We start from the raw sequence: 23,368 nt of genomic DNA, 5'->3' as shown, positions 1-23,368 counted from the left end.
CACCTCACTGTAGGTGCCTCGTGTTGCTCATCGCAACGAGCTATCTGAGCTTCGTTGCGTTAGCTCGAAGCCAATCGCAATAATTAATAGGCTTTTAGCTGCTCCAATACAAACGTCGGCTCAATCTTCTGATTGCCTGATATAGGAAAGCTACGTAGCGTTTCTGCAGTCAGGAAAGAGTTGCAGAACGCCAAAAGGAGTCGACCGATGACGAACAACACCACCACCGCGACCGATTCGACATGGACCGGCATGGTGGCCGTCGATGACACGGCCCTCGCTGTCACCGACACCGGCGGCCCTGGCGTCCCGGTGCTCTATGTCAACGGCCACGTCGCTACGCAACGGAATTGGCGGCGCGTGATCACCGAACTCGGGCCGGGGTGGCGCCACATCACCTACGACATGCGGGCCCGTGGCAAGTCGAAGACGTCGGCGGACTATTCGTTCGAGACCAATGTCGCTGATGTCGATGCCGTTCTCGCGGCCAGAGGTGTGGAACGGGTGCTGGTGGTCGGCTGGTCCTACGGAGCTTTCGTCGCGGCGCATTGGGCCAGCCGCAATCCTGATCGGACGGTGGGCGCGGTCCTGGTCGAGGGCGCGCAGCCGAACGACTGGATCGATGAGGTCGATATCGAGGCGATGCGCAGATTGTGGCGGCGCCTGGGCTGGATGATGCCACTGTTGCGACCGTTCGGGATGGCCGCGCGCATGACCGCGGAACAGATGGCCGACAGCAATATAGAGGCAGGGGAGATCGCCCGCGAACGAGTCCTGGGCCCGGTCATCGACAGCATCACCGTTCCGACCCGCTACGTAAACGCCTCGGGGAACTCGTTCGGCAGCAAAGGCGATTCGCAGGAACGCATCCGCGCCAGCCTGCACAAGGTGGTCGAACGGAACCCGAATATCGAAATCCACGCGAAGGTTCCGAGCAACCACGGCAACATCCTGCGTAAGGACTTCCGCACCATCGCCGAGGCCGTTCGGGCAGTCGCGGACCTGGGTCGCAAGCAGTCCTGACGCGGGCCAGCCGGCTCGCGCGCCCAAACTCCAAATATTCTTCATCAAATGTGCCATTGACAAATGGCACATTGATCTCTGACTATCGATGCATGACAAGGTCAACGAGGACCTCGGTCCCCGGCGTTCCCACCGTGCCGTCCGCCCGGTCCCGCCTCGCCGCGACGGCAACCGAGATCGGGTTGCGGCCGCTCAACAACGCGATTCCGCTGAACGCGCCGGGCGTCTGGTTCTCCCGCACACTGATCGCCACCATCATGGCCCTCGGTGGTCCGCCCATCCGCGGCACCAGGGTGAGCCGGGTCCGCGCGGGCGCGGTGCGCGGCGAATGGGTCCGCGCGCCCGGGGTGGAGTTCGGCCGCCAGGCGGTGTACTACATCCACGGCAGCGGATATGTGCTGTGCTCCCCGCGCACGCACCGCGGGCTGGCCTCGCAACTGTCCCGCCGGACCGGCCTGCCCGTATTCCTCACCGACTACCGGCTCGCCCCGGAACACCGGTTCCCGGCGGCCGCCGACGACGTCGAGGCTGGCTACCGCTGGCTGCTCGACCGCTACGCCGCGAAAGACCTTGTGATCGGCTGTGATTCGGCGGGCGGTCACCTCGCCCTCGATCTGCTGATCGAAAACGGCCGCGGCACAACGCCGCAACCCGCCGGCGTCGTCATGTTCTCGCCGCTGCTCGATCTCACCCTCGGCCTGGCCGCCGAGCAGGAACGGCTGCGCCGCGATCCGGTGATCTCGGCCCGCGCCGCCGGCCGGCTGCCCCGCAAGTACACCCGCGGCCTGCCGGATGACGCACCGCGCCTTCGGCTTTCGATTCCGCCGGGCACCGGCCTGCCGCCGATCCTGGTGCAGGCGGGCGGTGCGGAGATGCTCAGCGCGGACGCCCGCGCGCTGCATGCCATGGTGCGCGCCGCGGGCGGCCACTGCGACCTGGAGATCTGGCCGGGTCAGGTGCATGTATTCCAGGCGCTGCCGCTGGTGACGCCCGAGGCGGCCCAAGCATTGGACCGGGCCGCCGATTTTCTGCGCACCGCGCTGCGCGCCACCCTGGTCCCGGAGAAGGTGAGTTGACATGTTCGGACTGGAAAAGCTGCTGCCCCTTGGCATTCGACCGCGCCGGTCGTACGGCGCGCGAGCCGTGGTCACCGGCGCGGGCAGCGGTATCGGACGCGCGTTCGCGCTGGAGATCGCCGCCCGCGGCGGCCAGGTGATCTGCGCCGATATCGACGAGGCGCGCGCCGATCACACCGTCGCGCTGATCGAACGCGACCATCCCGGCAAAGCGCACGCCTTCCGCTGCGATGTGTCCCACCGCGCCGACGTGGAGAACCTGGCCCGCTTCGCCGAATCGATATTCGCGGCCCCCGCCACCCTGGTGATCAATAACGCGGGCGTCGGAATCGGCGGAAAACCGGTGGGCGACATCGGATTCGAAGACTGGGAATGGACGCTCGGCATCAATATGTGGGGCGTGGTGTACGGCTGCGAGATCTTCGCGCCGCGGCTGCGCGCCGCGCGCGCGGGCGGCATCATCAATGTCGCCTCGGCCGCCGGATTCGCCGCCCTGCCGACGATGGCTGCGTACAACCTGTCCAAGGCGGCGGTGATGTCGCTGTCGGAAACGATGTCCGCCGAGCTGCGCGGCAGCGGAGTCGCGGTGACGGTGCTGTGTCCCACCTTCGTCAAGACCAACGTCGCCAAGGACGGCCGGATCACCCGGCAGGGCCTGCAAATCGCCGAAACCTTCATGCGCTGGACCGGTTTCAGCCCCGAATACGTCGCGCGCACCACCCTCGACGCACACGACCGCGGCCAGCTGTACGTGCTGCCGCAGCTGGACGCCCACCTCGTCTGGATGCTGAAGCGCTACTTCCCCGCGCAGTACACCTTTGCCCTCGGACTTATGGAACGGCTACTGCCGCACGAGGATTCGACAACCATCGACCGCACGTCGGTCTCGGACAAGACGGGAGTCTGACATGGCGATCACCATGGACTTCGACGATATGCTCCGCAAGATCAAGGATCGGCAGTGGGCGCTGGCCGATATCGACTGGGACGCACCGGGTTCGGAGACGATAACGCCCGAACTGCACGCCAAGCTCAAGCCCTTCATGGCCGACCTGATGTGGATCGAGAACGTCGGCGCGCGCGGATTCGCCGCCATGGCGAAGAAGGCGCCCAACGAAACCCTGCGCGAGATCTACCAGTACTTCCATGCCGAGGAGCAGAAGCACGCCAATGCCGAGCTGGCGCTGATGCGCCGGTGGGGCATGCTGAACGGCGACGAGATCCCGCAGCCGAACGTCAACGTGAAGCTGGTGATCGACTTCCTGGACAAGTACTCCGACGAGATGTCGCTGTCCTTCCTCGGCACCGTCATCCCGATGCTCGAGGTCGCGCTGGACGGCGCGCTGATCAAATTCATCGTCGACGAGATCGAGGATCCGGTATGCCAGGAGGCGTTCAAACGGATCAATAATGACGAATCCCGGCATCTGGCAGTGGATTTCGCGGTGATGGATCTGCTCGGCCACGCGCACGCGCGCAAACTGCTCATCGATCTGGTGGGCGGCTGGGCCAAGCCGTCGTTCATCATCGGCGTGCTGAGCTATGTGCCGCTGCTGAACAAGATGCGCGACAATATCGTCGCGATGGGCGTCGACGAGGAGAAGCTCTACGCCGCGCTCAAGCGCTACGCGAATGTCGGTGAGCGCAGCGAATTCGCCAAGCGACTGCCGATGTATCAGATCGTGAAGATGCACGGCGGCTGGGTGATCAACCGCGATCACCCCTATCACCTGCTGGCCGACGCGCTGGTGAAGATCACCGCCCGGATGCCGCAGCGGCTGCTGCGCAAGGACCCGACGTGGTCCAAAGAACTCACCTACGAGCCCGCGGCATGATCGGAGACCACGGCATGGCAACACTCGACGTGGCGATCATCGGCGGTGGATTCGCCGGGATCGGCACCGCTATCCGGTTGACACAGCAGGGGATTCGCGACTTCGCGATCCTGGAGCGGGACAGCAGGATCGGCGGCACCTGGCGGGACAACACCTATCCCGGTGCGGCCTGCGACATTCCGTCCCGGCTGTACTCGTACAGCTTCGCGCCCAACCCGAATTGGTCGCGCACCTACTCGGGCAGCGACGAAATCCTCGGCTATATCGAGGCGATGGCGGCCGAGTACGGGCTGCATTCGCGTATCCGGTTCGGGCACAACGTCACCGGTATCGAATTCGACGAGGCCGCGGGCGAGTGGGATATCGCGGTGGACGGCCGGGCCGACACCATCCGCGCCCGCACCGTCGTCCTCGCCTCCGGTCCGCTGGCCAATGTCAGCTTCCCGGACATCCGCGGCATCGAAACCTACGAGGGCCACAAGATCCACAGCGCCCGCTGGGATCACGACTACGACTTCACCGGTAAGAAGGTGGCGGTGATCGGCACCGGGGCCAGCGCGGTGCAGATCATTCCGGAGCTCGTCGAAAAGGCCGCGTCCGTCAAGGTTTTCCAGCGGACACCCGGCTGGGTGCTGCCACGGGTGAACCGGCGCACCAATGGGCTCACCAAACAGCTGTATCGCCAGGTGCCCGCCACCGAATCACTGGCCCGGCTGGCCTGGTTCTACGGGCACGAGTCGGTGGCGCTCGGCGTCGTCTGGAATACCCCGCTGACCAGGGTCGTCGAGCTCGTCGGCCGGGCGCAGCTGCGGCGGCAGGTCGCCGATCCGTGGCTGCGCCGTCAGCTCACCCCGGACTTCCGGGCCGGCTGCAAGCGCCTGCTGATGACCGACGACTACTACCCGGCGCTGCAGCGCGACAACTGCAAGCTGATCACCTGGCCCATCGCCCGCCTGGCGCCGAAAGGTATTCGCACCGCGGAAGGTGTTGAGCACCAAGCGGATTGCATTGTCTTCGCGACCGGATTCGACGTATCCAAGACCGGGACGCCCATTCCGGTGCGCGGCCGCGGCGGGCGGGTGCTGGCCGACGAATGGTCGCGCGGCGCGTACGCGTACAAGAGCGTCGCGGTGTCCGGCTATCCGAACCTGTTCCTCACCTTCGGACCGAATTCCGGGCCGGGGCACAATTCGGCGCTGGTGTATATGGAGGCCCAGATCGACTACCTGGTGCGCGCCATCGGCATCATCCTGAATCGCGACCTGCGGCTGCTCGACGTGCGCAGGGACCGGCAGGATCGGTACAACGCGCGCATCCAGCGCAGGCTCACCGGCACCACCTGGAATTCCGGCTGCCGCAGCTGGTACCTGACCGAGGACGGGTTCAACGCGACGATGTACCCCGGATTCGCCACCCAGTACGTCAACCAGCTGCGCACCGTGCGGCTGGAAGACTACGACGCGGTGCCGATGGCGGCGGACCGCCCGGCCCGGGTCGCCGCGGTGTCGTAGCCGGAGGCGGTGGGTGGCCTGCGTACTAGACTCTGCTCGATCAGCAGGCCACCCGGCTCGCACGGAGGAGGTGAGTTCGATACCGGAATACCGCATCGATGACCTCGCGCGTGCCGCGGGCACCACCACCCGGAACGTGCGCGCCTACCAGGAGCGCGGCCTGCTGCCGCCGCCGGTCGGCAAGGACGGCCGGGCCAGCATCTACGACGATTCGCACCTGGACCGGCTGCGCCTGATCGATGCGCTGCTGCAGCGCGGATTCACCACCGCGCACATCTCGGACTTCATCACCAGCTGGGAAACGGGTAAGGATCTCAGCGAGGTGCTCGGCCTGCAGCACGCCGTGACGGCATCTTGGGGCAGGGACGAAACATTCGAGGTGCCAAGGGAATTGATCGGCACCATCCTCGGCGCCGAGGCCGACGAGCTGGTCGGGCGGCTGCTGGAGATGAAGCTGGTGCGGATCGAGGGCGAGACGGTGGTGTTCACCGACACCCAGCTGCTCACGGCCTTCGCCGAATTGCACGAGTACGGCCTGGAACTGCGCACGCTCATCGAGATATACGCCAAGGTGGCCGACCGGATCGATGACATCACCCACATCATGATCACCGCCGCCAAACAGCACATCGTCGACGAGCACGGCCCGGGCTGGCTGCCCGAGACCAATACCGAAATCGCCGACACCACAACGATGCTCAACAAAATGCGGGAGCTCGCGGTGGCCTCGGTGCACACGACGCTCGCCCGCTCGCTCGACGTCACGCTGGGGCGCGAGCTCGGCGACTATCTGGCCGTCGCCGCCGAGCGCGACCGCAAGAGTTCCAGGAAGAACGGCTGATCAATCGGTCAACCGCCGAAAGAGCCGTGCGGCGCAGGTATATCCGGCGACAGTGAGCCCGACGCACCACAGCACCGCCACCCAGGCGGTGCCGCCGACCGCATCGCCCATGAGCAGTCCGCGGATCGTCCCGACCACCGGGGTGGCCGGCTGATGTTCGGCGAATCCGCGCAGCCACGACGGCATCGAGCCGGTCGGCACGAATGCGCCGCTGACATAGGGGATGAACATGATCGCGTAGGTGAACCCGCCCGCCGCCTCCGGACTGCGGGCCAGCAGACCGAGCGCCACCGCGATCCAGGTGATCGCGATGACGAAGAGCGCGATCGTCACGACCGCGCCCAGCCACCCGAAAACACCCGCACCGGAACGGAATCCGAGAATCACCCCGAGCACCAGCACGATGCCGACGGCCGCCAGGTTGCGCAGCACACCCTCGCCGACATGGCCGACGAGCAACGCCTGCCGGAAGCTGGGCAGGGTGCGGAACCGGTCCACCGCGCCCGTGCGCAGATCCGTCGCCACCGCGGTCGCGGTGATCGATGCGCCGAATCCCGTGCACAGCAGGATGATTCCGGGGATCACGAAATCGATGTACGGTCCACCCACCTGGATCGCGCCGCCGAAGACGTAGACGAACAGCAGCATGATCAGCACCGGCAGCGTCAGTGAGATGAGCAGGGTGTCGGGGCTGCGCAGGGTATGCCGCACGCTGCGCAGGAACATGACATACGAATCCGCGAAAGCCGCTGCGGTACGGCCCATTCAGCGGCTCCCCCGGCTCATCCGGCGGCCGCCTCGACGATATCGGCGGTTCGCATCGTCGCGTCCGAATTCGACTGTAGCTGCTCCACAAAGGATTTCACGCGCGCCGCGGTGGCATCCGAGAGCACCTTGCGCAATCCATCGGTCAGGGTATCCCGGTTCAATTTGCGGAAGGGCACGTGCGCGCCGACGCCGAGCCGCTCCATCTGCGCACCCCACAGCGGCTGATCGAAAGACACCGAACACACCAGGGTCGGCAGCCCGGCCCGCAGACTCTCGAAGGTGGTGTTGGGCCCGCCATGATGCACCGCTGCGGCGCAGAGCGGGAAGACGATGTCGTGTGCCAGCGGGCCGACCACCTTGGTGTTCGGCCCGGTGCGCGCGTCCTCGGGAGACAGATCGCTCCAGCCCGCGCTGACCAGCGCCCGCTTGCCGAGCCGCGCGCATACCTCCTCCACCATGGCGAGCACCGCCGCGCCGTCGCGAATCGGCATGCTGCCGAAGCCGAAATAAATGGGCGGTTCGCCCTCGATGGCCCAGGCCACCACCTCACCGTGATCGGCGGCGAGCTCGCCGACCGCCTCGCGCGCGGAGCGCTCCAGCGGCAGGAAGCCGACCAGCGGACGGCGCTCACCCCACTCCTCGGCCAGCCCGGGTATCAGCGCGCGATCGTAGATCTGCACCTCGGGCACACCGCGCCGGTCCATTTCCGCGGCCGGACTGGCCATCGTCTTCGGCAGGCCGAGCTCGGCGCGCAGCTGGTTCAGATAGCGCATGAAGACCACCCGGCGCAGGTTCTCGCCGAGCGTCCAGGTCGCGCCGTTCACGACACCCGGCGGCTGCCAGTGCGGCGGCAGCGTGCCGGGCACCGGGTAGGCGTGATTCTTCCGGCACGGGAATCCGTGCAGCACGACCAGCGGCACCCGCATCGCCTCGGTCACCGAGGCCGCCCGATCCTCGGTGGTCATCGTGGCGACCACCACGTCGGCACCCTTGCAGACCTCGATCACCTCGTGGTTCATCTGATCCGCGTAATCGGCCATCTGCTTGCCGACCAACTGCATCAACCGGAAGCTGCTGCCCGCGGCCAAGGTGCGCTGACCTTCATCGGACGAATAGAGCTGCTGCACATCGGGTCCGCACGGGATGGCGGACAGTCCGGCGCTGGTGACGAAATCGACCAGATTCGGCGGTGCGCCCACCAGTATGTCGTGGCCGCGCCGTTGCAGTTCCAGGCCGAGGGCCAGCGCGGGCTGCACATCGCCGCGGGTGCCCGTCAGTGGTATCGAGATCCTCATGCCGCCGCCCCCAGTTTTTTGGTGGCTATCCGAAAGTGGCTCATCGGCCCTCCTCATCATTACCGTGATCAGCATGCATGTAGTGCTGTTCACCGACTTTCATCCCGCGACCATCGGTGGGATTCAGACCTCGGTGCGTGCGCAACGGCGCGGATTGGAACGTCTCGGCCATCGAGTCACCGTATTCACCGCGCCCGCGCCGGAATCTACCGAACCGGATCCCGATGTGGTTGTTCTTTCCGCGCTCGCGGGCGTCGCGGTGAACGGATTCGCCATGGTGTTGCCGACGCCGGCGAACAATCACCGCGTCGATGCGGTGTTCGCCGAGCGCGGCCCGGTCGACATCGTGCATGTGCACACGACCTACGGGGTGGCGATCGCCGGGCTGCGGGCGGCACGGCGGCACGGAATTCCCTTGGTGCAGACGGTGCACAGCCGCGATGACGCATTCATCGAGCACACCTCCCCTGTCCCCTATCTTTCCGCGCTCACGCTGCGGTTGCTGCACGGCAGGTTCGTCTCGCACCGCTGGCCGATGCCGCGCAACGCCGAATCCAGGGCGGCCAGGCACGCATGGCGCACCATGGTCGGGCAGGCGCAGGCCGCCGACGCGGTGATCGCGCCGAGCGCGCATTTCGCGGCACGGCTGCGGGCGCACGGGTTGACCCGGCCCGCGCACGTCGTCTCGAATGGCGTCGACGATGAACTGCTCGACCGCGCGCGGGTCGAAATCCCCGGTACCACAGCATCTTCCGGCCCACTGCGGGTGCTGTGGTGCGCGCGCCTTTCCGCGGAGAAGCGGCCGCTGGCGGCCATCGAGGCGGTGGCGGCGGCACCCGGCTGCACCCTCGATATGTACGGTGACGGCGATCTGCGCGAGGCCGTGCGCGCGGCGATCGAAGAGGCGGGCATCGCGGACCGGGTGCGGCTGCACGGCGATGTGCCGCAGGCGGATTGCCTCGCCGCGATGGCCGGGCACGATGTAATGCTTTTCCCCTCTTCGGGTTTCGATACCCAGGGCATGGCGGTGCTGGAGGCCGTCGCGATGCGGCTGCCCGTGGTCTACTGCGATCCGGACCTGGCCGAGACCGTGCCGGAGGGCGGCGGCGTTCGCACCGGCGATCCGTCGTCCGCGGCGATCGCCTCGGTGTTGCGTGAATTGTCCGGCGATCGGGCGCTGCTCGCGCCGATGCGCAAGGTCCTTGCCCAGCATGCCGATTCGGCCAGGCAGTCGGGCCTCACCGCTACCATCCTCGACATATACGACGAGGTGCTGGATAGTCCGAAATCCGCTGCGCCGGTTGGTATTCCGACAGCACCGGGCCGGATTCCGCTGCTCGGGCACAGCCTGGTCGCGCTGCGCGGCGGGTTGGACTTCGTCCGGTCGCTGTCCGATGTCGGCCCTATCGTTGCCATCTACCTCGGGCCCCGGCCCGCCTACGTGGTCACCACACCCGAACTCATTCGCGCGGTCGCGTTCGGCGACGCGGGCGAATTCCACCGCGAGGAGCTGCGCGGCGCCATCCAGGAGGTCATCCGGGGCGCCTCCAACGTGCTCAGCGGCCCGCCGCACGAATTGCGCCGCCGGATGATCGCGCCCGCGCTGCGCCAGCGACGGTTGAACGAATACGCCGGTGTCGCCGCCGATCTCGCGAATTCGTGGGCGGCCGCACTGCCGTCGGGCCAACGGCGCAACCTGGTGGACGAGGCGCACCGCCTGGTCCTCGACACGATCTCGGCGACGCTGTTCACCGCCGATTTCAGTGCCGACGCCAAACGCGAAGTGCGCCAGAATATCCCGTGGCTGCTCGGTCAGGTGATCCAGCGCGCCGCGCTGCCCGAGCCGGTGCGCCGCCTGCGAGTGGTCGCCAATCGCCGCTTCACCGCCAAGGCGGCCCGCGTGCGCGCCGAGATCAGCAAGGTCGTCACCGAATACCGCCGCGCCGACCGCGATTTCCACGATGTGCTCTCGGCGCTGGTCCGGCACACCGACCCGGAGACCGGCACCCAACTCTCCGACGCCGACATCATCGACGAGCTGCTGCTCATGCTGGCCGCCGGTGTCGGATCCACCGCATCCATCCTGTCCTGGGTATGGCACGAGATCATGCGGCATCCGGACGTCGAGGCCGCGGTGCGCGCCGAGCTCGACGCCGTCGTCGGCACCGAACCCGTACGGCCGGACCATATTCCGTCCCTGCCGTATCTGCGTCAGGTCATCATGGAGACCCTGCGGATCTGGTCGCCGTGGGTGAGTACCCAGACCGCCGACGGCCCGGTCACGCTGGGCGACACCACGCTGCCGGACGGATCGATGATCGCGTACAGCCCCTACATGATTCACCACGATCCCCGTTATTACCCGTCTCCCGAAACCTTCGACCCCGGCCGCTGGGCACCGGATCGACTCGTCGAGATCGATAAGAAGGCCCTGCTCCCATTCGGCCTCGGACCCCGCCACTGCCCCGGAAACACCTTCGCCACCATGACCATCACCCTCACCACCGCCGCTCTGTTCACCCGCTGGCGGCCGACTCCGGATCCGGAGTACCGGGTGCGGCCGACAACGCTCGACTTCGTTCCGACCCCGTCCGGCCTCCCGGTGACGCTCACGCGCCGTTAGGGAATTCAGGAGCGGACCAACGCTTGGACCATCAGGACGGCGTAGAACGCGAGCACGAACACCGCCGAGGGGACGACCGGATGCACCGGACGTTCCTCTCGGAGGAACGTCCACGTCGAATATCCGGGAATAAGCAACAGCGCCAACGGGATCAAGGTGACGACCGCCTGGCCGCCCGGTCCCAGCAGCAGCAGGTCGGTGAGCACCGCGCCCGCCGCGAGCAGCAAGGTGACGACGGCGCTCACCGTGGGTCCCAGCACGGCCGAATAGCTGTGCTCGTCCTGTTCCGGCGGTTGCGCGGTCTTCCTGGCGAATTCGAAGTGCAGGAAGGCTCCGGTGAATATGAGTACGACAAGCACCGCGCGCCAATGGAAATGGATCTGGCCGGTGGCCGCCGCGGCGGTGAGCACGTACGCCGCGAGCAACAGCTGAATCGGATACGTGACGGCCAGATTCAGCAGGGCGTTGCCGCGCACCGCCGCCGACCGAACCTCGAGCGCCCACAGCGCCAACCCGTAAAGCAAGGTGGCGGTGAGCATTACGGCGGACCAGACGGACTGTGTGAGGCTCAATGCGATCGTGCCGACACCGAGCACCGCCATCGCCGCACGCAGCTCGTTGGCCGACACCGCCCCCGTGACGAGCGGCCGGTCCGGGTTGTGCACCCGGTCGTATTCGAGATCCTTCTGCTCGTCGACCATCCGCAGATACAGCAGCACCACGGCGACCACCACGATGCGCACGACGGTGGCGCCGCCCGGCCGCCACGCCGAATCCGGTTGCGCCGCAACGGCCGCCGTACTCTCGACGGCGAGCACCCACAGAATCCCATAAACCAAGTAGTGCGGCTTGTACATCACCGCGGTGAAACGCGCTACGCGGGTGAGGGATTCGAGGGCGGGAGCGGCGACGCTCACGTCGCGCTCCAGCGATCCCAGTTCGTCACCTCGGCGGCCGGGACGCGCGGCCCCGGGCGCTCGGCGCCGGGACGCAGATGGGCCACCGGAACAAGGGCGACCTGGGTCACCTCGTCGAATGGAATGTCGAGCAGTTCCGCGATCTCGCGCTCGAACGCCAGATGGGCCGTGGTCATGGTGCCGCCCAAACCCCGATCGTGCAGGGCCAGTAGGAAATTCCACACCATCGGATAGACCGAGCCGTAGAAGCTGGCCAACCGCAGCGCCGAACCGTCGGCGGGCGGGCGGCCCGGCGCGCACACCAGCACCAGCGCGGGCACCTCGTGGAAATGGTCCGCGAGATACTGTCCGGAGGCGATATCGCCGAGCTGATCCGGGCGCGGGCTGCGCGCGGAAAGCAGTGCGGTGAAACTCTTCCGGTAGTACTCGGCGACGCGCTGCCGCAGTTCGGCGTCCTGGATCACCAGGAACCGCCACGGCTGCCGGTTGCTGCCGCTCGGCGCGCAGACGGCGATATCCAAGCAGGCCAACAGATCCTGCCGCGACACCGGCCGGGTCAGATCGAGCCGCCTGCGGAAGGACCGCGTCGTGGTCAGGAGTTCGGCGTTCATCGCTATGCCCCCTCGGCGAATTCGAGTTCGATCCGGGCGGTGATCGCGCCCGCCTGCTGGATCTCGCAGTGCAGCAATGTCCGCCCGACCTCGCGTTCGGCGACCACCGCCCGGCATTCGGCCGGCAGGTCCAGCTCCACGAACTTGTCGAAAGTGCTTGCGATACCGGCCAATCGCGGCGATTCGCCGCCGACGAGGGTGAGCCCGAGCTGACGGCATGCCTCGAGCAGCAGGCTGCCCGGCACATGATCGAGCTGGTGGTCGAACAGGAAGGGATGGGTCGTATCGGCCACGATCACCGCCGCCGCGGACCCATCGGCCGCCGAGGACGGCGGCCCGATCACCACGTTGCGCCGGTTCTCCCGCCAGACCGTCGCCGCGACGGCCTGTTCGGCAGGTGCCGCCGCGCCGCGGAACGGGCCGAGCCCGAGGCTTTCCCGGAAGCCCGAGCGCAACCGCGCCCACCGCGCCTGCGTGGTCCAGGAGAACGAACCGTCGACGGTCAGCATCGGCGTGCCATCGCATTCGATATCGAGCACCATATCCAACCCGTGCAGCACGCCGTCCTGCCGATGCTGCCGCGGCGCCCGCACGGACATCACGAGATCCGCCGGGGCCGAACCGATCTCCCATACCGCGCCGTCGGACGCCGCACCGTTGAAGGTGCGCACGATGAACGCCATCTCCGGCGGCACACCGAAGAATTCGTGGCTCACCGCCAGCGCCGCCTGCCGCGCCGCCTCCATCACCAGCAGCGGATCATGGCGGGCCGCAAGCGATCCCGCATGATCGCCGTAGTAGGCGTGCATGCGCGGCAACTGGGCTCCGACCACGAATTCGCCGGAGCCCGCGTCATCCAGCGAGGTGACGAACACCTCGGAAACCGCGCACCGGTGCGCCAATTCGCGTGAGATCGTGCGCAGATGCGTTGCCGCGCCGACACTTGCCGTCATAGAGGGCCCTCCAACCACTCTTTCGCGGAAACCGGCCGCAGGGTCTGCGGCCCGGTTCCGATTCGCATGGGAAGCACATGGGAACCCAGCACCAGCACCGACCACGGATCCAATTGCTGTCCGGCCGCCCACGCGTCGTACAGCAACCGCGCGCAGTCCGCATCGGATTCGAGGTCGGCGGGAACCGGTGCGCCCCCATCGGTGATATCGCGCCGGATCCGCTCCAGCGCATCAGCCCGATCGAAGCTGCGGGCCGGTGTGCCCGCGTACAGTTCGGCCGCGATCTCGCGGGCCCGCGCCGTGCCGTCCGCGCCCGCCTCGGCCCGCGCGATCACCTCGCGGCGGCGCGGCTCATCCCAGTAGATGGCGAATTCTCGCAGCGTATCGGCCGGATCGTCGGGCGAATGCACCAGGTTCAGCAGGTAGCTGTGCCTGCCGAGCAGATGGCGCAGCTCACCCGGCTTCCGCTTGCGCGGATCGGTCGGCCCCTTCGCCTCGGTGAGCCGCACCGACACCGGCAGTTCGGCATCGGCGGCCCGCACCACCAGCACCAGCACATCCGAAATGCCGACGAGCAGATCGGCGAGCCGCCTGCGTTCCGGCGATGCGATATTCCACGCGAAATACCACAGCGCCCGCGCGACATGCCGGTTCACCGCGACCCGTTCGGCACCAACTACCTGGAATCCGTTGTCCGCCAACCACTCCAGTGTCGGCTCCACCGCGCGGGCGACGATCGCGTCCGGTTTGAGCAGCAGCAGTGAATGCTGCCTGCCGAATTTCGCTGGGTCGATGCCGAGCCGGTCCAGGTGGTCCACCATCTCCAGCAGATAGGTGTCGGCGACGTACGCGTCCACCTTCTCCGCCTGCGGCGTCAGCGTCGCGAGCAGCTCCCGCACCGTATCGGTCATCGCGGCACGCTCCCGAAGTCGTTGCCCGCCAGCACATCCTCGATGGACGGCAGCGGGGCTCCGAGGTATCCCGACTCCAGGCAGTAGTCCAGCAGCAGCCGCAGATAGTCCTTGCCGGTGGCCGGTGCGGGCCTGCCGAGCAGCACCTGCGCGCGGGCGGTCTCGAACGTCAACCGCCGCTTGAAATAACTCGTGTAGAGCACGCCGATGCGGCGGTAGTACTCGCGCTCGATCGAATCCAGCGCCGCCTCGTCGAAGGTGGCCTCCGGGACGAAGGTGGCCACCGCGAACGACGGATACTCGGCAAGTACATCCGATACCTCGCGCAGCGACAGGGTATCCCGGCCGAGCGCGTGCAGGGTCCGTCCCTCCGCCGAATCGAAATCCAGTACGGCCGCGGCGATCACGTCGGCCACGTGGTCCACCGGGGCCAGCGACAGCGTCGCGTCGTAGCGCCCGGGCAGCGACCGCAGCTTGCCCTCCACCATCAGCTTCACCACGGTGTAGAGGTTCTTGTATTCGCGGATCACGCCGGTGCCGGTGGCTCCGGTGACGATGCCGGGACGCACGATGGCCCACCGCAGCCCGGCCGCACCGCGCACCAGCTGTTCGGCGCGGAACTTGCTCTCCTCGTACGCACTTCCGAATGTCTGGCCCGCGTCGAGTTCGTCCTCGGCGATGACACCGCCGCGCATACCGCACACGTACGCGGTGCTCACCTGCACCAGCGGCACGCCCCAGCGCAGCGCCAGCGCGACGGCGTTGGCCGCGCCGTCGACATTCAGCTGCTCGTAATCCGTTGCGGGCGCGTCGAATGCGGTGGTGGCCGCGCAGTGCACGATGATCCCGACCCGGTCGGCCAGGTCCGTGAGGTCACGCTCGGCGAGGCCGAAGCCTGGTGCGCGGATATCGCCCGCCACCGCAGTGCCCGCCACCAATACGGTGCCGTCGTTACGCACGATCCGGCCATTGCTGTGCAGTACCGCAGCCACCGGCCGACCGGCCGCCGACAACCGGGCCATCACCTCGGCCCCGACCAAACCCGTTGCGCCGGTGAGCAATACCGTATCCCGCTCGGTCATGCCCGCACCTCGCTCGACTCATCCTTCGCCCGCAGGCTGCCCGCGATCAGCTCGACGACATCGCCGACCCGGCGCACGCCGATCAGCTCCTCGGGCCGGTAGCGCGGCAGGTCGAAGGCGCGCTCCAACACCACGGTCAGCTCCATCAGGCGCAGCGAATCGAATCCGAGGTCCTCGATCAGCCTGCGGCCGTCCTCGACCGGAACCCCGCGGTCGGGGGCCATGGCCGAGATCAGTCCGCGTACCCGGTCCGCCGTCATGACGACCCCTCTCGACGCAGATGTGGTTGCTGCCCACCGGAACTCAACAGGTCCCTGGCCTCGTCCAGCGGCAGTTCGCTATTCAGGTATCCGGCGAGACGCAGCCAGTCGTAACCGATGGCGAGCGTGCGCCGCCACTGCTCGCGCGAATCGAAGGAGGCGGGGAAGTCCGCGCCGCCCGCGAGCTTTCGGACCCGGGCGACCAGATCGTCGAGTGCGACGATCGCCGCATCGGTGCCGACGCCGGATCGGATGAGTTCCGTGAATCGTTGGCGCTCGGCGGTTTCCAAGCACACCAGAAGTTCGTCAGCGCCGCCGCCGAGGATTCTGCGCAGGGTTTCCACCGGCGCGAGATCCGCGGGCAGCGGGTGAATTCCGTAAGCGGACAAAACCATTCGCACCGTCATGGCGATGAGCCGATGCGCCGCGATATCGGCCACCTCGCCCTGGCCGTCCTTCACCGCGCCCGCCAGATCCTCCCTGGCGTTCTCCAGCACCACATTCGACCAGACCAGATCGAGCGCGCAGCCGGTGAAACGGTCCGCGGGCAGCGGTGACAGGGTGGCGATGGCGCCGTCACGGGCCGCGCCCGCGACGCCGAGCGCCGGAATCACCGAGCACGGCACCGGGGTATACGGCTTCACCGGCTTACACATGGCCAGCGCGGGCGTCACGAATCCGGCTCCGCGCCACTGCAATCCGACCAGGCCGAGCCGGACGAATTCGGCCAGCTCCGCGCGGTGGTCCTCCGGCGCACGCCCGAGCACATCGCGCAGCGAGTGCCGGAAGACGACACCGCGCCAGGCCCGGCCCGCCTTCTCGGACAGCGCGAAAATATCGCGGTCGTCCCGGAGTACATGTACGCGGCCACCGATACTCCATGTGGTGACCCGGGGCACCCGGGCGAAGAGCACCTGGTGCGGATCGTCCGCGACATCGGTCACGCCGAGCGCGGCCGCCAATTCGAAGGACTGCTCCCACGGAATCCGTTCGGCCAGTTCACGTGCCGTCGCGTCACCGAGAATGCCCTGCGTGGGTTCACCGTAGTTCCGGTCCGGGTCGGACCAGGCGGCTGGATCGCTCAATTCCCGGTAGCGCGAGATCAATTCGTCGGTGCCGAGCCGATCCAGCTGCTGCGGCAGCCATTTCGTCTCCAGGTAGGTTTCGCCGCGCCGGGCCGCCCACCCCTTCATGGCCTGCAGCAGGCCGTCGCGGATCCAGCCGACCGCCTCCGCCCGTGCGTCGAATGCCCGCAGAGCCACCGCGTAGCGCATGGCCTGCGTCGCGCGATCGAGCCACCAGCGCGCGACTATCTCGCGAAACTCGTTGTATGGCAGCAAGTCCCGCAACTCATCGACATCCGCTGCACCCGGCCGCAGGACGGTCGCGCGCAGGAAGCGCTGACACCGGTTCAATACGTCCTCGTCGAGATCCGTGCCCGCGGCGACCCGTTCGAGCTGGCCGCGCAGCTGGGCCTGCGACCGGGTGCGCACCTCCACTCGGCGGCCGTCGAGGAACAGCACCGTCGGCAGCGTCGGCAGCTCGTCGTCGCCCGCGACCAGGACCAGGAAGTCGATATCCGATCCGGCATTGCCGAAACCCTCGGCTAGTGAACCCTCGAACAGGATCGTCGAATCCTGCGGCACCGCAACGTCTTCCAGGGCCATATCGAGCAGCTGGTGAATGCGGTCGAGCGGCAGCGCCGGTTCGGGCACGGCGGCCGCCGATTCGGCGTCGTGCACCACCGCACCGTCGAGCTCGCCGGCCCGGAACAGCTGCCACATATGCCTGCGCCGCGGTTTGCCGCTGGAGGTGCGCCGGATCAACCCGCGCGGGCCGGTCACCACGGTGATGGTTTGCGCCGGGCCGAGCTCACCGCGAATGGTGGCGCGCGCCTTGGCGATCCACTCACCGGACGCGGCCTCCGCGAACAGCGCGATGCCCTGCCCGGCCGCCTCGGTGATCGCGACGGCGGCCAGCTTGCCCTTGGTGATGCCGGTCTCCTGGGACACCCGCGACTCGATGTCCTCCATGAATACCGAACGCCCACGCACCTTCAGGCTGGTACCCATCCGGCCGAGTACGAAAACCTCACCGCGGTACAGGAATCCGGCGTCACCGCTGAACAGCTTGCCGTCGGTGATGGCGGTGGCACCGGTCGCGTCACCGGTGTAGCCCAATGCCACCGAATCGCCGATCACCACCATCTCGCCCAGCGTGCCGTCGGGCAGTTCGTTCCCGTCCTCGTCCACCACGCGCACGGTGGATTCGGGCGTCGAATAGCCGAGCCCGGTGATCCAGCCCGGACCCTCGATCGGCCCGCCGATGCCGAGGCGTCGCTCGTCGAGCACCGTGATCGGTTCGCCGAAGCGCAATTTCGCGTTATCGATGCGCAGCGCCGTCACCGGTTCGGTGCGCGAGGAGGAGGTCACCATCAACGTCGCCTCCGCCAGCCCGTAGGCCAGGGTGTACGCGCTGGTCGAGAAGCCTTGCGGCCCCGTGAGTTCGGCGAACGATTGCAGATCGGCCAGTTCCACCGGCTCCGAACCCACCGCCAGGGTGCGCCAACCGGACAGGTCGAGGTCGGCGATCTCCTCCGGACGTACCCGGTGCGCCACGTAGCCGAGCGCGAACGATGGCGACGGCGAATGCTGTGCGTGCGCCATCGCCCGCAGCCAGCGCGCCGGGTCGCGGACGAATTGATCGGGGCGCATCAGGTAGAGGTCGCCCTGATTGGTCACGGTGGTGAGAAACGCGCCCACCAAACCCATGTCGTGATAGAGCGGCAGCCAGGACACGCTGGTATCGCCGGGCCGCCAACCCATCAGGCGCGAGATCATATCGATGTTGTTCGCCAGGTTGTGCCAGCTCACCCGGACCCCGCGGGGGCTGCCGGTCGATCCCGAAGTGAACTGCAGCAGCGCGCATTCGGCCGGTTCGCCGAAGGTCCGGTCCACGGGCGGGGCGGCCAGTGCGGCCGCGTCGACGATCAGCGGCTCGTCCGTCCGGCCCGCCTCGGTGACCGCCCGCCGGACCAGGTCGGCGAATTCCGGCGAGGTCACCACCAGCCGAGGCTGCGCCCGCGCGACGATGCCCGCGATATGGGCGATGATCTGTTGCAGATCGCCGAACATCGGCGGCGCCACCGGCGTGAATACCCCGCCCGCCGCCCAGACCGCGTAAAACGCTGCGGCACAAGTGAATCCGGTCGGCATGATGACGCAGACGCCGTCGCCGCCCGACATGCCGCGCGCCCGCATCAACGCGGCGATGGACCAGGCCGTATCGGCCAGCTCACGATAACTGCGGTACGCCCAGCCGTCGGCCTCGTCGGCGAGGTAGATTCCGGCGTCCTGCGCCGGATCGGCCAGCCACTGCCGGACCGTCGAGACATCGCGCTCATAGGTCATCGCGATCATCTCCTTCGGACAGCACGGTGACCGTTCCGGCGGCGCCGTCGACTCTGATTCGCATATTCGTCCGTATCTTCCGGGTGACGTCGGGGACCTGAACCACGGTCGGCACGCCCAGTTCCCGCGCCACGATCGCGACGTGGGTCAGCGGGCTGCCCCGCTCGATGATCAGCGCGGTCGCCGACGGCAGCGCGGCGACCCAGCCGGGGTCGGTGCGATAGGCGATCAAGATGCCGCCCGCGACGTCGCGCGGCTCGTCGACGACGACGGCGATCCCCTCGACCGTTCCGGCAGAGGACGGCGTTCCGGTGAGCACGGTGCCCGCCTCGGCGGCCGGGGTATCGGCGATCGGCACCCACCCCTGCTCGGCCAGTTCGGCCCGGCCGAAGGATGTTCCGTGCGTGACGAATCGCGCGGGCGCGACCAGCCCGGCATCCTTGGCGCGCTGGCGTTTACGCGCGACGATCAGCGGGCGCAGCTCCGCCGCTTCCGCGCCGTCGTAGCAGTTGCGCAATTCATCGATGGTCAAATAGAACACATCGGCGAAATCGTCGATCATGTCGCGCGCCACCAGATCTCGGCCCATCGTCCGCAGCATCCGCTTCACCATGCCGAAAGCCCTGGTCCGGCAGAAGCGCAGCCGCTCGCGATGACCCGCGCACCGGGAAACCTTGCCGCGCAACCGTTCATAGACGCGCCGCCGCCAGCCGCGCAGCCGCTCGTCCAGATAGGCTTCGGCCTCGGCGCGCCGGTCCACCGGTTCGGCGCCGGGCAGCGCCGTATCGGCCGCCCGGCCGAGCGCGCTGCGCAGCATCACGAACAGACCCGACGGATCCTCGCGCAGATCCGGCGTTTCCAGCTTCAGTTCGTCGAGGCTGCGGTACCCGTAGCGGTTCAGGTAGTCGTCGACCAGCGCCAGGAATTCGGTCCGTCCGGTGCGCTGGAGCTCGGCGTAGATCCGTTCCGGCGCCGTCGAATTCACCAGTGCGGTCAGTTCGGGATCGGCGTGTGCCGCCGCGGCGAGCGCCGTCATCGCGCGGGCGGGCTCCGCCGACTCCACATCGGCGCCCGGCCCGACGATGGCGTACATGAACCATTCCGGCGCCTTCGGCAGCAGCAGTTTGGTCAGCGCGAACAGTAATCCGGTGGTGGTCAACAGAATCGCGTCGAGCACCATCAGCGGTCCCCAGCGCCGCACCAGATCCCGGTCCACCCGCCGGTACGCGGCGTACGCCTGCGCGCCGGAAATCGTTGTGTAGTCGATGGCGTCGTATTCGTCGTACACCCGGTAGAAATCGTCGAGGAATTCCTCGACCAGATCGTCGATACCGTTGAGCCTGCGCAGGTAGGTGGCCGTGGTAACGGCCCGCGACCGCAGCCGGGCCAGCGGATTGCCGAAGGTGAACGGGCGCAGCGTTTTCGCGAGTTCGGCCGACAGCGGTTCGCCTACTCCGAGCGCCGCCTCCAGCACCCGCCGGTTCAGCGGGTAGCCGGGCGCGATGCCGACCATTCGGTACCAGTGCAGCAGGTTGTAGTAGACACGTCCATGAAAGTAACCGAGCAGCACCGGAGTCCAGCTATCGGTCTGACGCAGCTGGGCGGCGGGCACCCGCAGCGACTCGGCGTATCCCCGGTACACCCGGCCGTAGATATCCGCCGCGACGGTGTAGGTGAGCGGCGAGGTGATGCCGCTGAAACTTTCGATGATGTTGGAATTATCCCAGATTCGCAGTTCACCGTCGGGCACGTCCTCGCCCGCGCCCATGATGATCGCGTCGACGGGCGCGCCGATCGCCGTGGTGATCGGGCGCGACTGCAGCAACCAGATCCCGTCGTCGTCGATGGCCCATTCCACATCCTGCGGCGCGCCGAAACCGTCCTCCAGTTTGCGGCCGATCGCCACCAGCTCGGCGATCTCACTGTCGGACAGGCTTATTCGCTCGCGCAGCGCCGAATCCACCTCCCGCACTTCACTTCCCTGGCCAGCCGCGGGCAGATAACTGCGGTCCTTGTCCCCGACCACGGTATCGGTCACCACACCGGAGGCCTTGTCGACGATCACCGAATCGGCGTCGACGAAGCCGGATACCAGTCCCTCACCCAGCCCGTACACCGCGCTCAACACCAGTTCGTCGGCGGCGCCCGATACCGGGTTGGCCGTGAACAACACCCCACTCACCCGCGCGGGCACCAAACGCTGCAGCACTACGGCGGCCGCGGTGGCCCGCGGCTGACCATGTGCGAACGCATAGCGCAGCGACCGCTCCGAAAACGCCGAGATCCAGCAGTCGCGCACCCGCTCGGCCACCGCATCGGCGCCGTGCACGTTCAGGTACGAATCGAACTGTCCCGCATAGGAATACCCGGCACCGTCCTCGGCGACCACCGAGGAGCGGACCGCGATGGCGCCGCCGCCGATCCGTTCGTAGGCCGCGCCGATCAGCTCGCGGATAGCCTGTGGCAGCTCCGCACCGGCTATTTCGGCGCGCAATTCGGCGGCCGCCGCGAGCGCGGTTTCGAGATCTTCGGCGGTCGTGACGTTTATCACAGCCCGGGTCAGATCGTATTCGGCGAGGAACCAGGTGAACGCGTCGGTGCCCAGAACGGCCCAGTTCGGGACCCGGAATCCGGCGTTGTGCAGCGCGTGCAGACCGCGTGCCTTGCCACCTGCGACTGCGGCGAATGTCTCGCTATCGGTCCACGCTCCGAGTACCTGCACAAACACACTCCCATCACCCCTGATAACCGGGGCAGGGACAGGGTGTCCCGGCCCGTGTGACAAGCGATAACCAAAGGGGTTGTTTGGATATATCCCAGAATTCACCGTTGCGTTAGCCGGTAATCCTGGCGGGATCACAGCTACGCTAGTCCGAGTTCGTGGGTGCGGTGAGGATGTGATCTAACGGTGAGCTGGACCTTCACCCCGGACGAGTTCGCCCACATCTGGCGGGAAACAGACACCGATCGGCACCCGTATCCGATCCGGATTCTGGAGACGCCGCGCACCGACACCGAGGCCGAGAAGCTGCGCACCCAACTCGCCGAGCGACTACCGCTCGGCGGCGATCCGGATCTGACCGCATGCCTGCGCATCCTGGCCCGGCCGCACACCAGAATCGTCGCGGTCGGCGGCGGCCACCGGCCCGGCACCGAGCTGCGAATGCTGGCCTGCGCCATCTTCGATCACGCCGTGCTCGCCGTGCAGGAGCCCGGTGGTTCACCGGATTACGGTGGGCGGGTGCGGATTTCGATCGGCCACAGCGGTAAACTCGGCGTCCGTATCGCGGCAATGCTGCCGCAGACGCCGCCGGGACACGAACCGGCCAGAGCTGCCGCGACATCCGCGGTGCACGACGACGGCGACCGGACCGCGGATCAGCGCGCGGCCCAGCTGATTCGGCGGCTGCTCCTGAAACCGCATACGGCAGAAGGACATATCCGCATCGAATCGCGGCTCGACCAACCGACACCGCAACCACCGGTCCACTACACCTGGATCGACGTCAAAGGCGACGGGCGCTATCTACTCCGGGCAGGCGCCGAGGTGCACATCGTCCCGGCGGCCGCCGAACAGATAGCCGCGCAACTCCAGAAACGCATTCCAGCACAGGTCCGCTGACGAACGCATAACGGAGAACTATTGCTGACCGGACACTCGGCTTCCCGCTACGCTGAGCGGACCGACCGATTCAGGGGTGCACCATGACGATCGAGACCAGCCGCGCCGACATCGCCCGGTTCAAGGCCCAGGTGCAAAGCGGCGGTGTGCAATTCGATCCGGCCGCGGCGCGACGGTGTGCGCAGATGTACGAAAACCAGGCCGAACAGCTGCACTACCTGCGGCAGCGGCTCGAATCCGTCTCGGATCTCACAGGTTTCGGCGGCTTCGTCTCAGCGCAGCAGCTACAGGCCGGTTTCGGGCACAAGGCGCGCGATGCCGCCGCACTGCTCGACCGGTACATCGAGGCCGCGTACCGGATGAAGGAGGCGTTCCTGCTCAGCGCCGGGCTGTACGAGGAGGCCGACGCCGCCAACGCAGCCGCGCTGCGCGCCGTGCAGTCGAGGTTGCCCCGATGAACGCGGAGCCGGGCGCCCATAGGCCCTGCGTCGAAGTCCGGCCGGATGTGTCCGTGGCCCAGCTCGTCGGACGAGCCGATACCGGGCTTGTATCGGCGGCGACGACAGCACGGCCAGGCGGCGAGCTGGACCGCGCAGCCGCCGAATGGGACTCCCGCACAAGGCATATCAG

At 67.4% G+C, this 23,368-nt stretch carries 19 protein-coding genes; 9 read left to right on the top strand and 10 right to left on the bottom strand.

What is annotated here, in order from left to right:
• The first annotated feature begins 207 nt into the window (after nucleotides 1-207).
• The 6 genes from LGY53_RS13595 (at nucleotide 208) to LGY53_RS13570 (ending at nucleotide 6,286) form a co-directional block, all read left to right on the top strand.
• A complete protein-coding gene (locus LGY53_RS13595; protein WP_225727037.1) occupies nucleotides 208-1,023 on the top strand; it encodes an alpha/beta fold hydrolase in 816 nt (271 codons plus the stop codon).
• A gap of 92 nt (nucleotides 1,024-1,115) precedes the next feature.
• Nucleotides 1,116-2,099, top strand: a complete 984-nt coding sequence (locus LGY53_RS13590) for an alpha/beta hydrolase (protein WP_225727036.1) — start codon at nucleotides 1,116-1,118, stop codon at nucleotides 2,097-2,099.
• Nucleotide 2,100: 1 nt separating this feature from the next.
• A complete protein-coding gene (locus LGY53_RS13585; RefSeq protein WP_225727035.1) occupies nucleotides 2,101-3,006 on the top strand; it encodes an SDR family oxidoreductase in 906 nt (301 codons plus the stop codon).
• Nucleotides 3,007-3,013: 7 nt separating this feature from the next.
• A complete protein-coding gene (locus LGY53_RS13580) occupies nucleotides 3,014-3,934 on the top strand; it encodes a ferritin-like domain-containing protein (protein ID WP_225727218.1) in 921 nt (306 codons plus the stop codon).
• Between the two features lie 14 nt (nucleotides 3,935-3,948).
• Nucleotides 3,949-5,445, top strand: coding sequence for an NAD(P)/FAD-dependent oxidoreductase (locus LGY53_RS13575; RefSeq protein ID WP_225727034.1), 1,497 nt, complete (start codon nucleotides 3,949-3,951; stop codon nucleotides 5,443-5,445).
• 79 nt (nucleotides 5,446-5,524) lie between these two features.
• Complete coding sequence (locus LGY53_RS13570) at nucleotides 5,525-6,286, top strand: MerR family transcriptional regulator (RefSeq protein ID WP_225727217.1); 762 nt, start codon at nucleotides 5,525-5,527, stop codon at nucleotides 6,284-6,286.
• Here LGY53_RS13570 and LGY53_RS13565 read toward each other — a convergent pair whose 3' ends face one another.
• Nucleotides 6,287-7,051, bottom strand: a complete 765-nt coding sequence (locus LGY53_RS13565; protein ID WP_225727033.1) for an ABC transporter permease — start codon at nucleotides 7,049-7,051, stop codon at nucleotides 6,287-6,289.
• 17 nt (nucleotides 7,052-7,068) lie between these two features.
• Nucleotides 7,069-8,349: a glycosyltransferase gene (locus LGY53_RS13560; RefSeq protein WP_167473236.1), complete on the bottom strand. Its 1,281-nt coding sequence runs from the start codon at nucleotides 8,347-8,349 to the stop codon at nucleotides 7,069-7,071.
• Between the two features lie 73 nt (nucleotides 8,350-8,422).
• On the opposite strand from LGY53_RS13560, the gene LGY53_RS13555 reads away from it, so the two are divergent.
• On the top strand, nucleotides 8,423-10,972 hold the full coding sequence (locus tag LGY53_RS13555) for a cytochrome P450 (protein WP_225727032.1): 2,550 nt from the start codon (nucleotides 8,423-8,425) through the stop codon (nucleotides 10,970-10,972).
• Between the two features lie 5 nt (nucleotides 10,973-10,977).
• On the opposite strand, the gene LGY53_RS13550 is transcribed toward LGY53_RS13555, so the two are convergent.
• The 8 genes from LGY53_RS13550 to LGY53_RS13515 are packed head-to-tail and all read right to left on the bottom strand — an operon-like array spanning nucleotide 10,978 to nucleotide 21,838.
• Nucleotides 10,978-11,889 (bottom strand): UbiA family prenyltransferase, encoded by a 912-nt coding sequence (locus tag LGY53_RS13550; protein WP_225727031.1) that lies wholly within the window; start codon nucleotides 11,887-11,889, stop codon nucleotides 10,978-10,980.
• Nucleotides 11,886-12,500, bottom strand: a complete 615-nt coding sequence (locus LGY53_RS13545) for a nitroreductase family protein (RefSeq protein ID WP_225727030.1) — start codon at nucleotides 12,498-12,500, stop codon at nucleotides 11,886-11,888. The genes LGY53_RS13550 and LGY53_RS13545 overlap by 4 nt, the downstream gene beginning before the upstream one ends.
• 2 nt (nucleotides 12,501-12,502) lie before the next feature.
• Entirely contained in the window at nucleotides 12,503-13,453 is a 951-nt protein-coding gene (locus LGY53_RS13540; protein ID WP_225727029.1) for a ScbA/BarX family gamma-butyrolactone biosynthesis protein, read from the bottom strand.
• A complete protein-coding gene (locus tag LGY53_RS13535; RefSeq protein WP_225727028.1) occupies nucleotides 13,450-14,364 on the bottom strand; it encodes a nucleoside-diphosphate kinase in 915 nt (304 codons plus the stop codon). Before LGY53_RS13535 ends, LGY53_RS13540 begins: the two co-directional genes overlap by 4 nt.
• On the bottom strand, nucleotides 14,361-15,446 hold the full coding sequence (locus LGY53_RS13530; protein ID WP_225727027.1) for an SDR family oxidoreductase: 1,086 nt from the start codon (nucleotides 15,444-15,446) through the stop codon (nucleotides 14,361-14,363). The genes LGY53_RS13535 and LGY53_RS13530 overlap by 4 nt, the downstream gene beginning before the upstream one ends.
• Nucleotides 15,443-15,706 (bottom strand): acyl carrier protein, encoded by a 264-nt coding sequence (locus LGY53_RS13525; RefSeq protein ID WP_225727026.1) that lies wholly within the window; start codon nucleotides 15,704-15,706, stop codon nucleotides 15,443-15,445. The genes LGY53_RS13530 and LGY53_RS13525 overlap by 4 nt, the downstream gene beginning before the upstream one ends.
• A complete protein-coding gene (locus LGY53_RS13520; RefSeq protein ID WP_225727025.1) occupies nucleotides 15,703-19,116 on the bottom strand; it encodes an AMP-binding protein in 3,414 nt (1,137 codons plus the stop codon). Before LGY53_RS13520 ends, LGY53_RS13525 begins: the two co-directional genes overlap by 4 nt.
• Entirely contained in the window at nucleotides 19,106-21,838 is a 2,733-nt protein-coding gene (locus tag LGY53_RS13515; protein ID WP_225727024.1) for a phosphoenolpyruvate synthase, read from the bottom strand. The genes LGY53_RS13520 and LGY53_RS13515 overlap by 11 nt, the downstream gene beginning before the upstream one ends.
• A gap of 186 nt (nucleotides 21,839-22,024) precedes the next feature.
• Between LGY53_RS13515 and LGY53_RS13510 the strand changes: the two genes are divergently transcribed.
• On the top strand, nucleotides 22,025-22,738 hold the full coding sequence (locus LGY53_RS13510; protein WP_225727023.1) for an ESX secretion-associated protein EspG: 714 nt from the start codon (nucleotides 22,025-22,027) through the stop codon (nucleotides 22,736-22,738).
• A gap of 83 nt (nucleotides 22,739-22,821) precedes the next feature.
• Nucleotides 22,822-23,196, top strand: coding sequence for a hypothetical protein (locus LGY53_RS13505; RefSeq protein ID WP_225727022.1), 375 nt, complete (start codon nucleotides 22,822-22,824; stop codon nucleotides 23,194-23,196).
• Nucleotides 23,197-23,368: the final 172 nt, after the last annotated feature.

This window comes from Nocardia sp. JCM 34519.1, assembly GCF_020361265.1.
Classification (GTDB): domain Bacteria; phylum Actinomycetota; class Actinomycetes; order Mycobacteriales; family Mycobacteriaceae; genus Nocardia; species Nocardia arthritidis_A.
This window is presented reverse-complemented; position numbering and strand designations above follow the sequence as displayed.

Coding starts and splice junctions, on each gene's coding strand:
- LGY53_RS13545 (WP_225727030.1), bottom strand. CDS start 12,500: ATGAACGCCGAACTCCTGACCACGACGCGGTCCTTCCGCAGGCGGCTC.
- LGY53_RS13565 (WP_225727033.1), bottom strand. CDS start 7,051: ATGGGCCGTACCGCAGCGGCTTTCGCGGATTCGTATGTCATGTTCCTG.
- LGY53_RS13595 (WP_225727037.1), top strand. CDS start 208: ATGACGAACAACACCACCACCGCGACCGATTCGACATGGACCGGCATG.
- LGY53_RS13575 (WP_225727034.1), top strand. CDS start 3,949: ATGGCAACACTCGACGTGGCGATCATCGGCGGTGGATTCGCCGGGATC.
- LGY53_RS13590 (WP_225727036.1), top strand. CDS start 1,116: ATGACAAGGTCAACGAGGACCTCGGTCCCCGGCGTTCCCACCGTGCCG.
- LGY53_RS13525 (WP_225727026.1), bottom strand. CDS start 15,706: ATGACGGCGGACCGGGTACGCGGACTGATCTCGGCCATGGCCCCCGAC.
- LGY53_RS13535 (WP_225727028.1), bottom strand. CDS start 14,364: ATGACCGATACGGTGCGGGAGCTGCTCGCGACGCTGACGCCGCAGGCG.
- LGY53_RS13505 (WP_225727022.1), top strand. CDS start 22,822: ATGACGATCGAGACCAGCCGCGCCGACATCGCCCGGTTCAAGGCCCAG.
- LGY53_RS13520 (WP_225727025.1), bottom strand. CDS start 19,116: ATGACCTATGAGCGCGATGTCTCGACGGTCCGGCAGTGGCTGGCCGAT.
- LGY53_RS13585 (WP_225727035.1), top strand. CDS start 2,101: ATGTTCGGACTGGAAAAGCTGCTGCCCCTTGGCATTCGACCGCGCCGG.
- LGY53_RS13540 (WP_225727029.1), bottom strand. CDS start 13,453: ATGACGGCAAGTGTCGGCGCGGCAACGCATCTGCGCACGATCTCACGC.
- LGY53_RS13555 (WP_225727032.1), top strand. CDS start 8,423: ATGCATGTAGTGCTGTTCACCGACTTTCATCCCGCGACCATCGGTGGG.
- LGY53_RS13560 (WP_167473236.1), bottom strand. CDS start 8,349: ATGAGGATCTCGATACCACTGACGGGCACCCGCGGCGATGTGCAGCCC.
- LGY53_RS13530 (WP_225727027.1), bottom strand. CDS start 15,446: ATGACCGAGCGGGATACGGTATTGCTCACCGGCGCAACGGGTTTGGTC.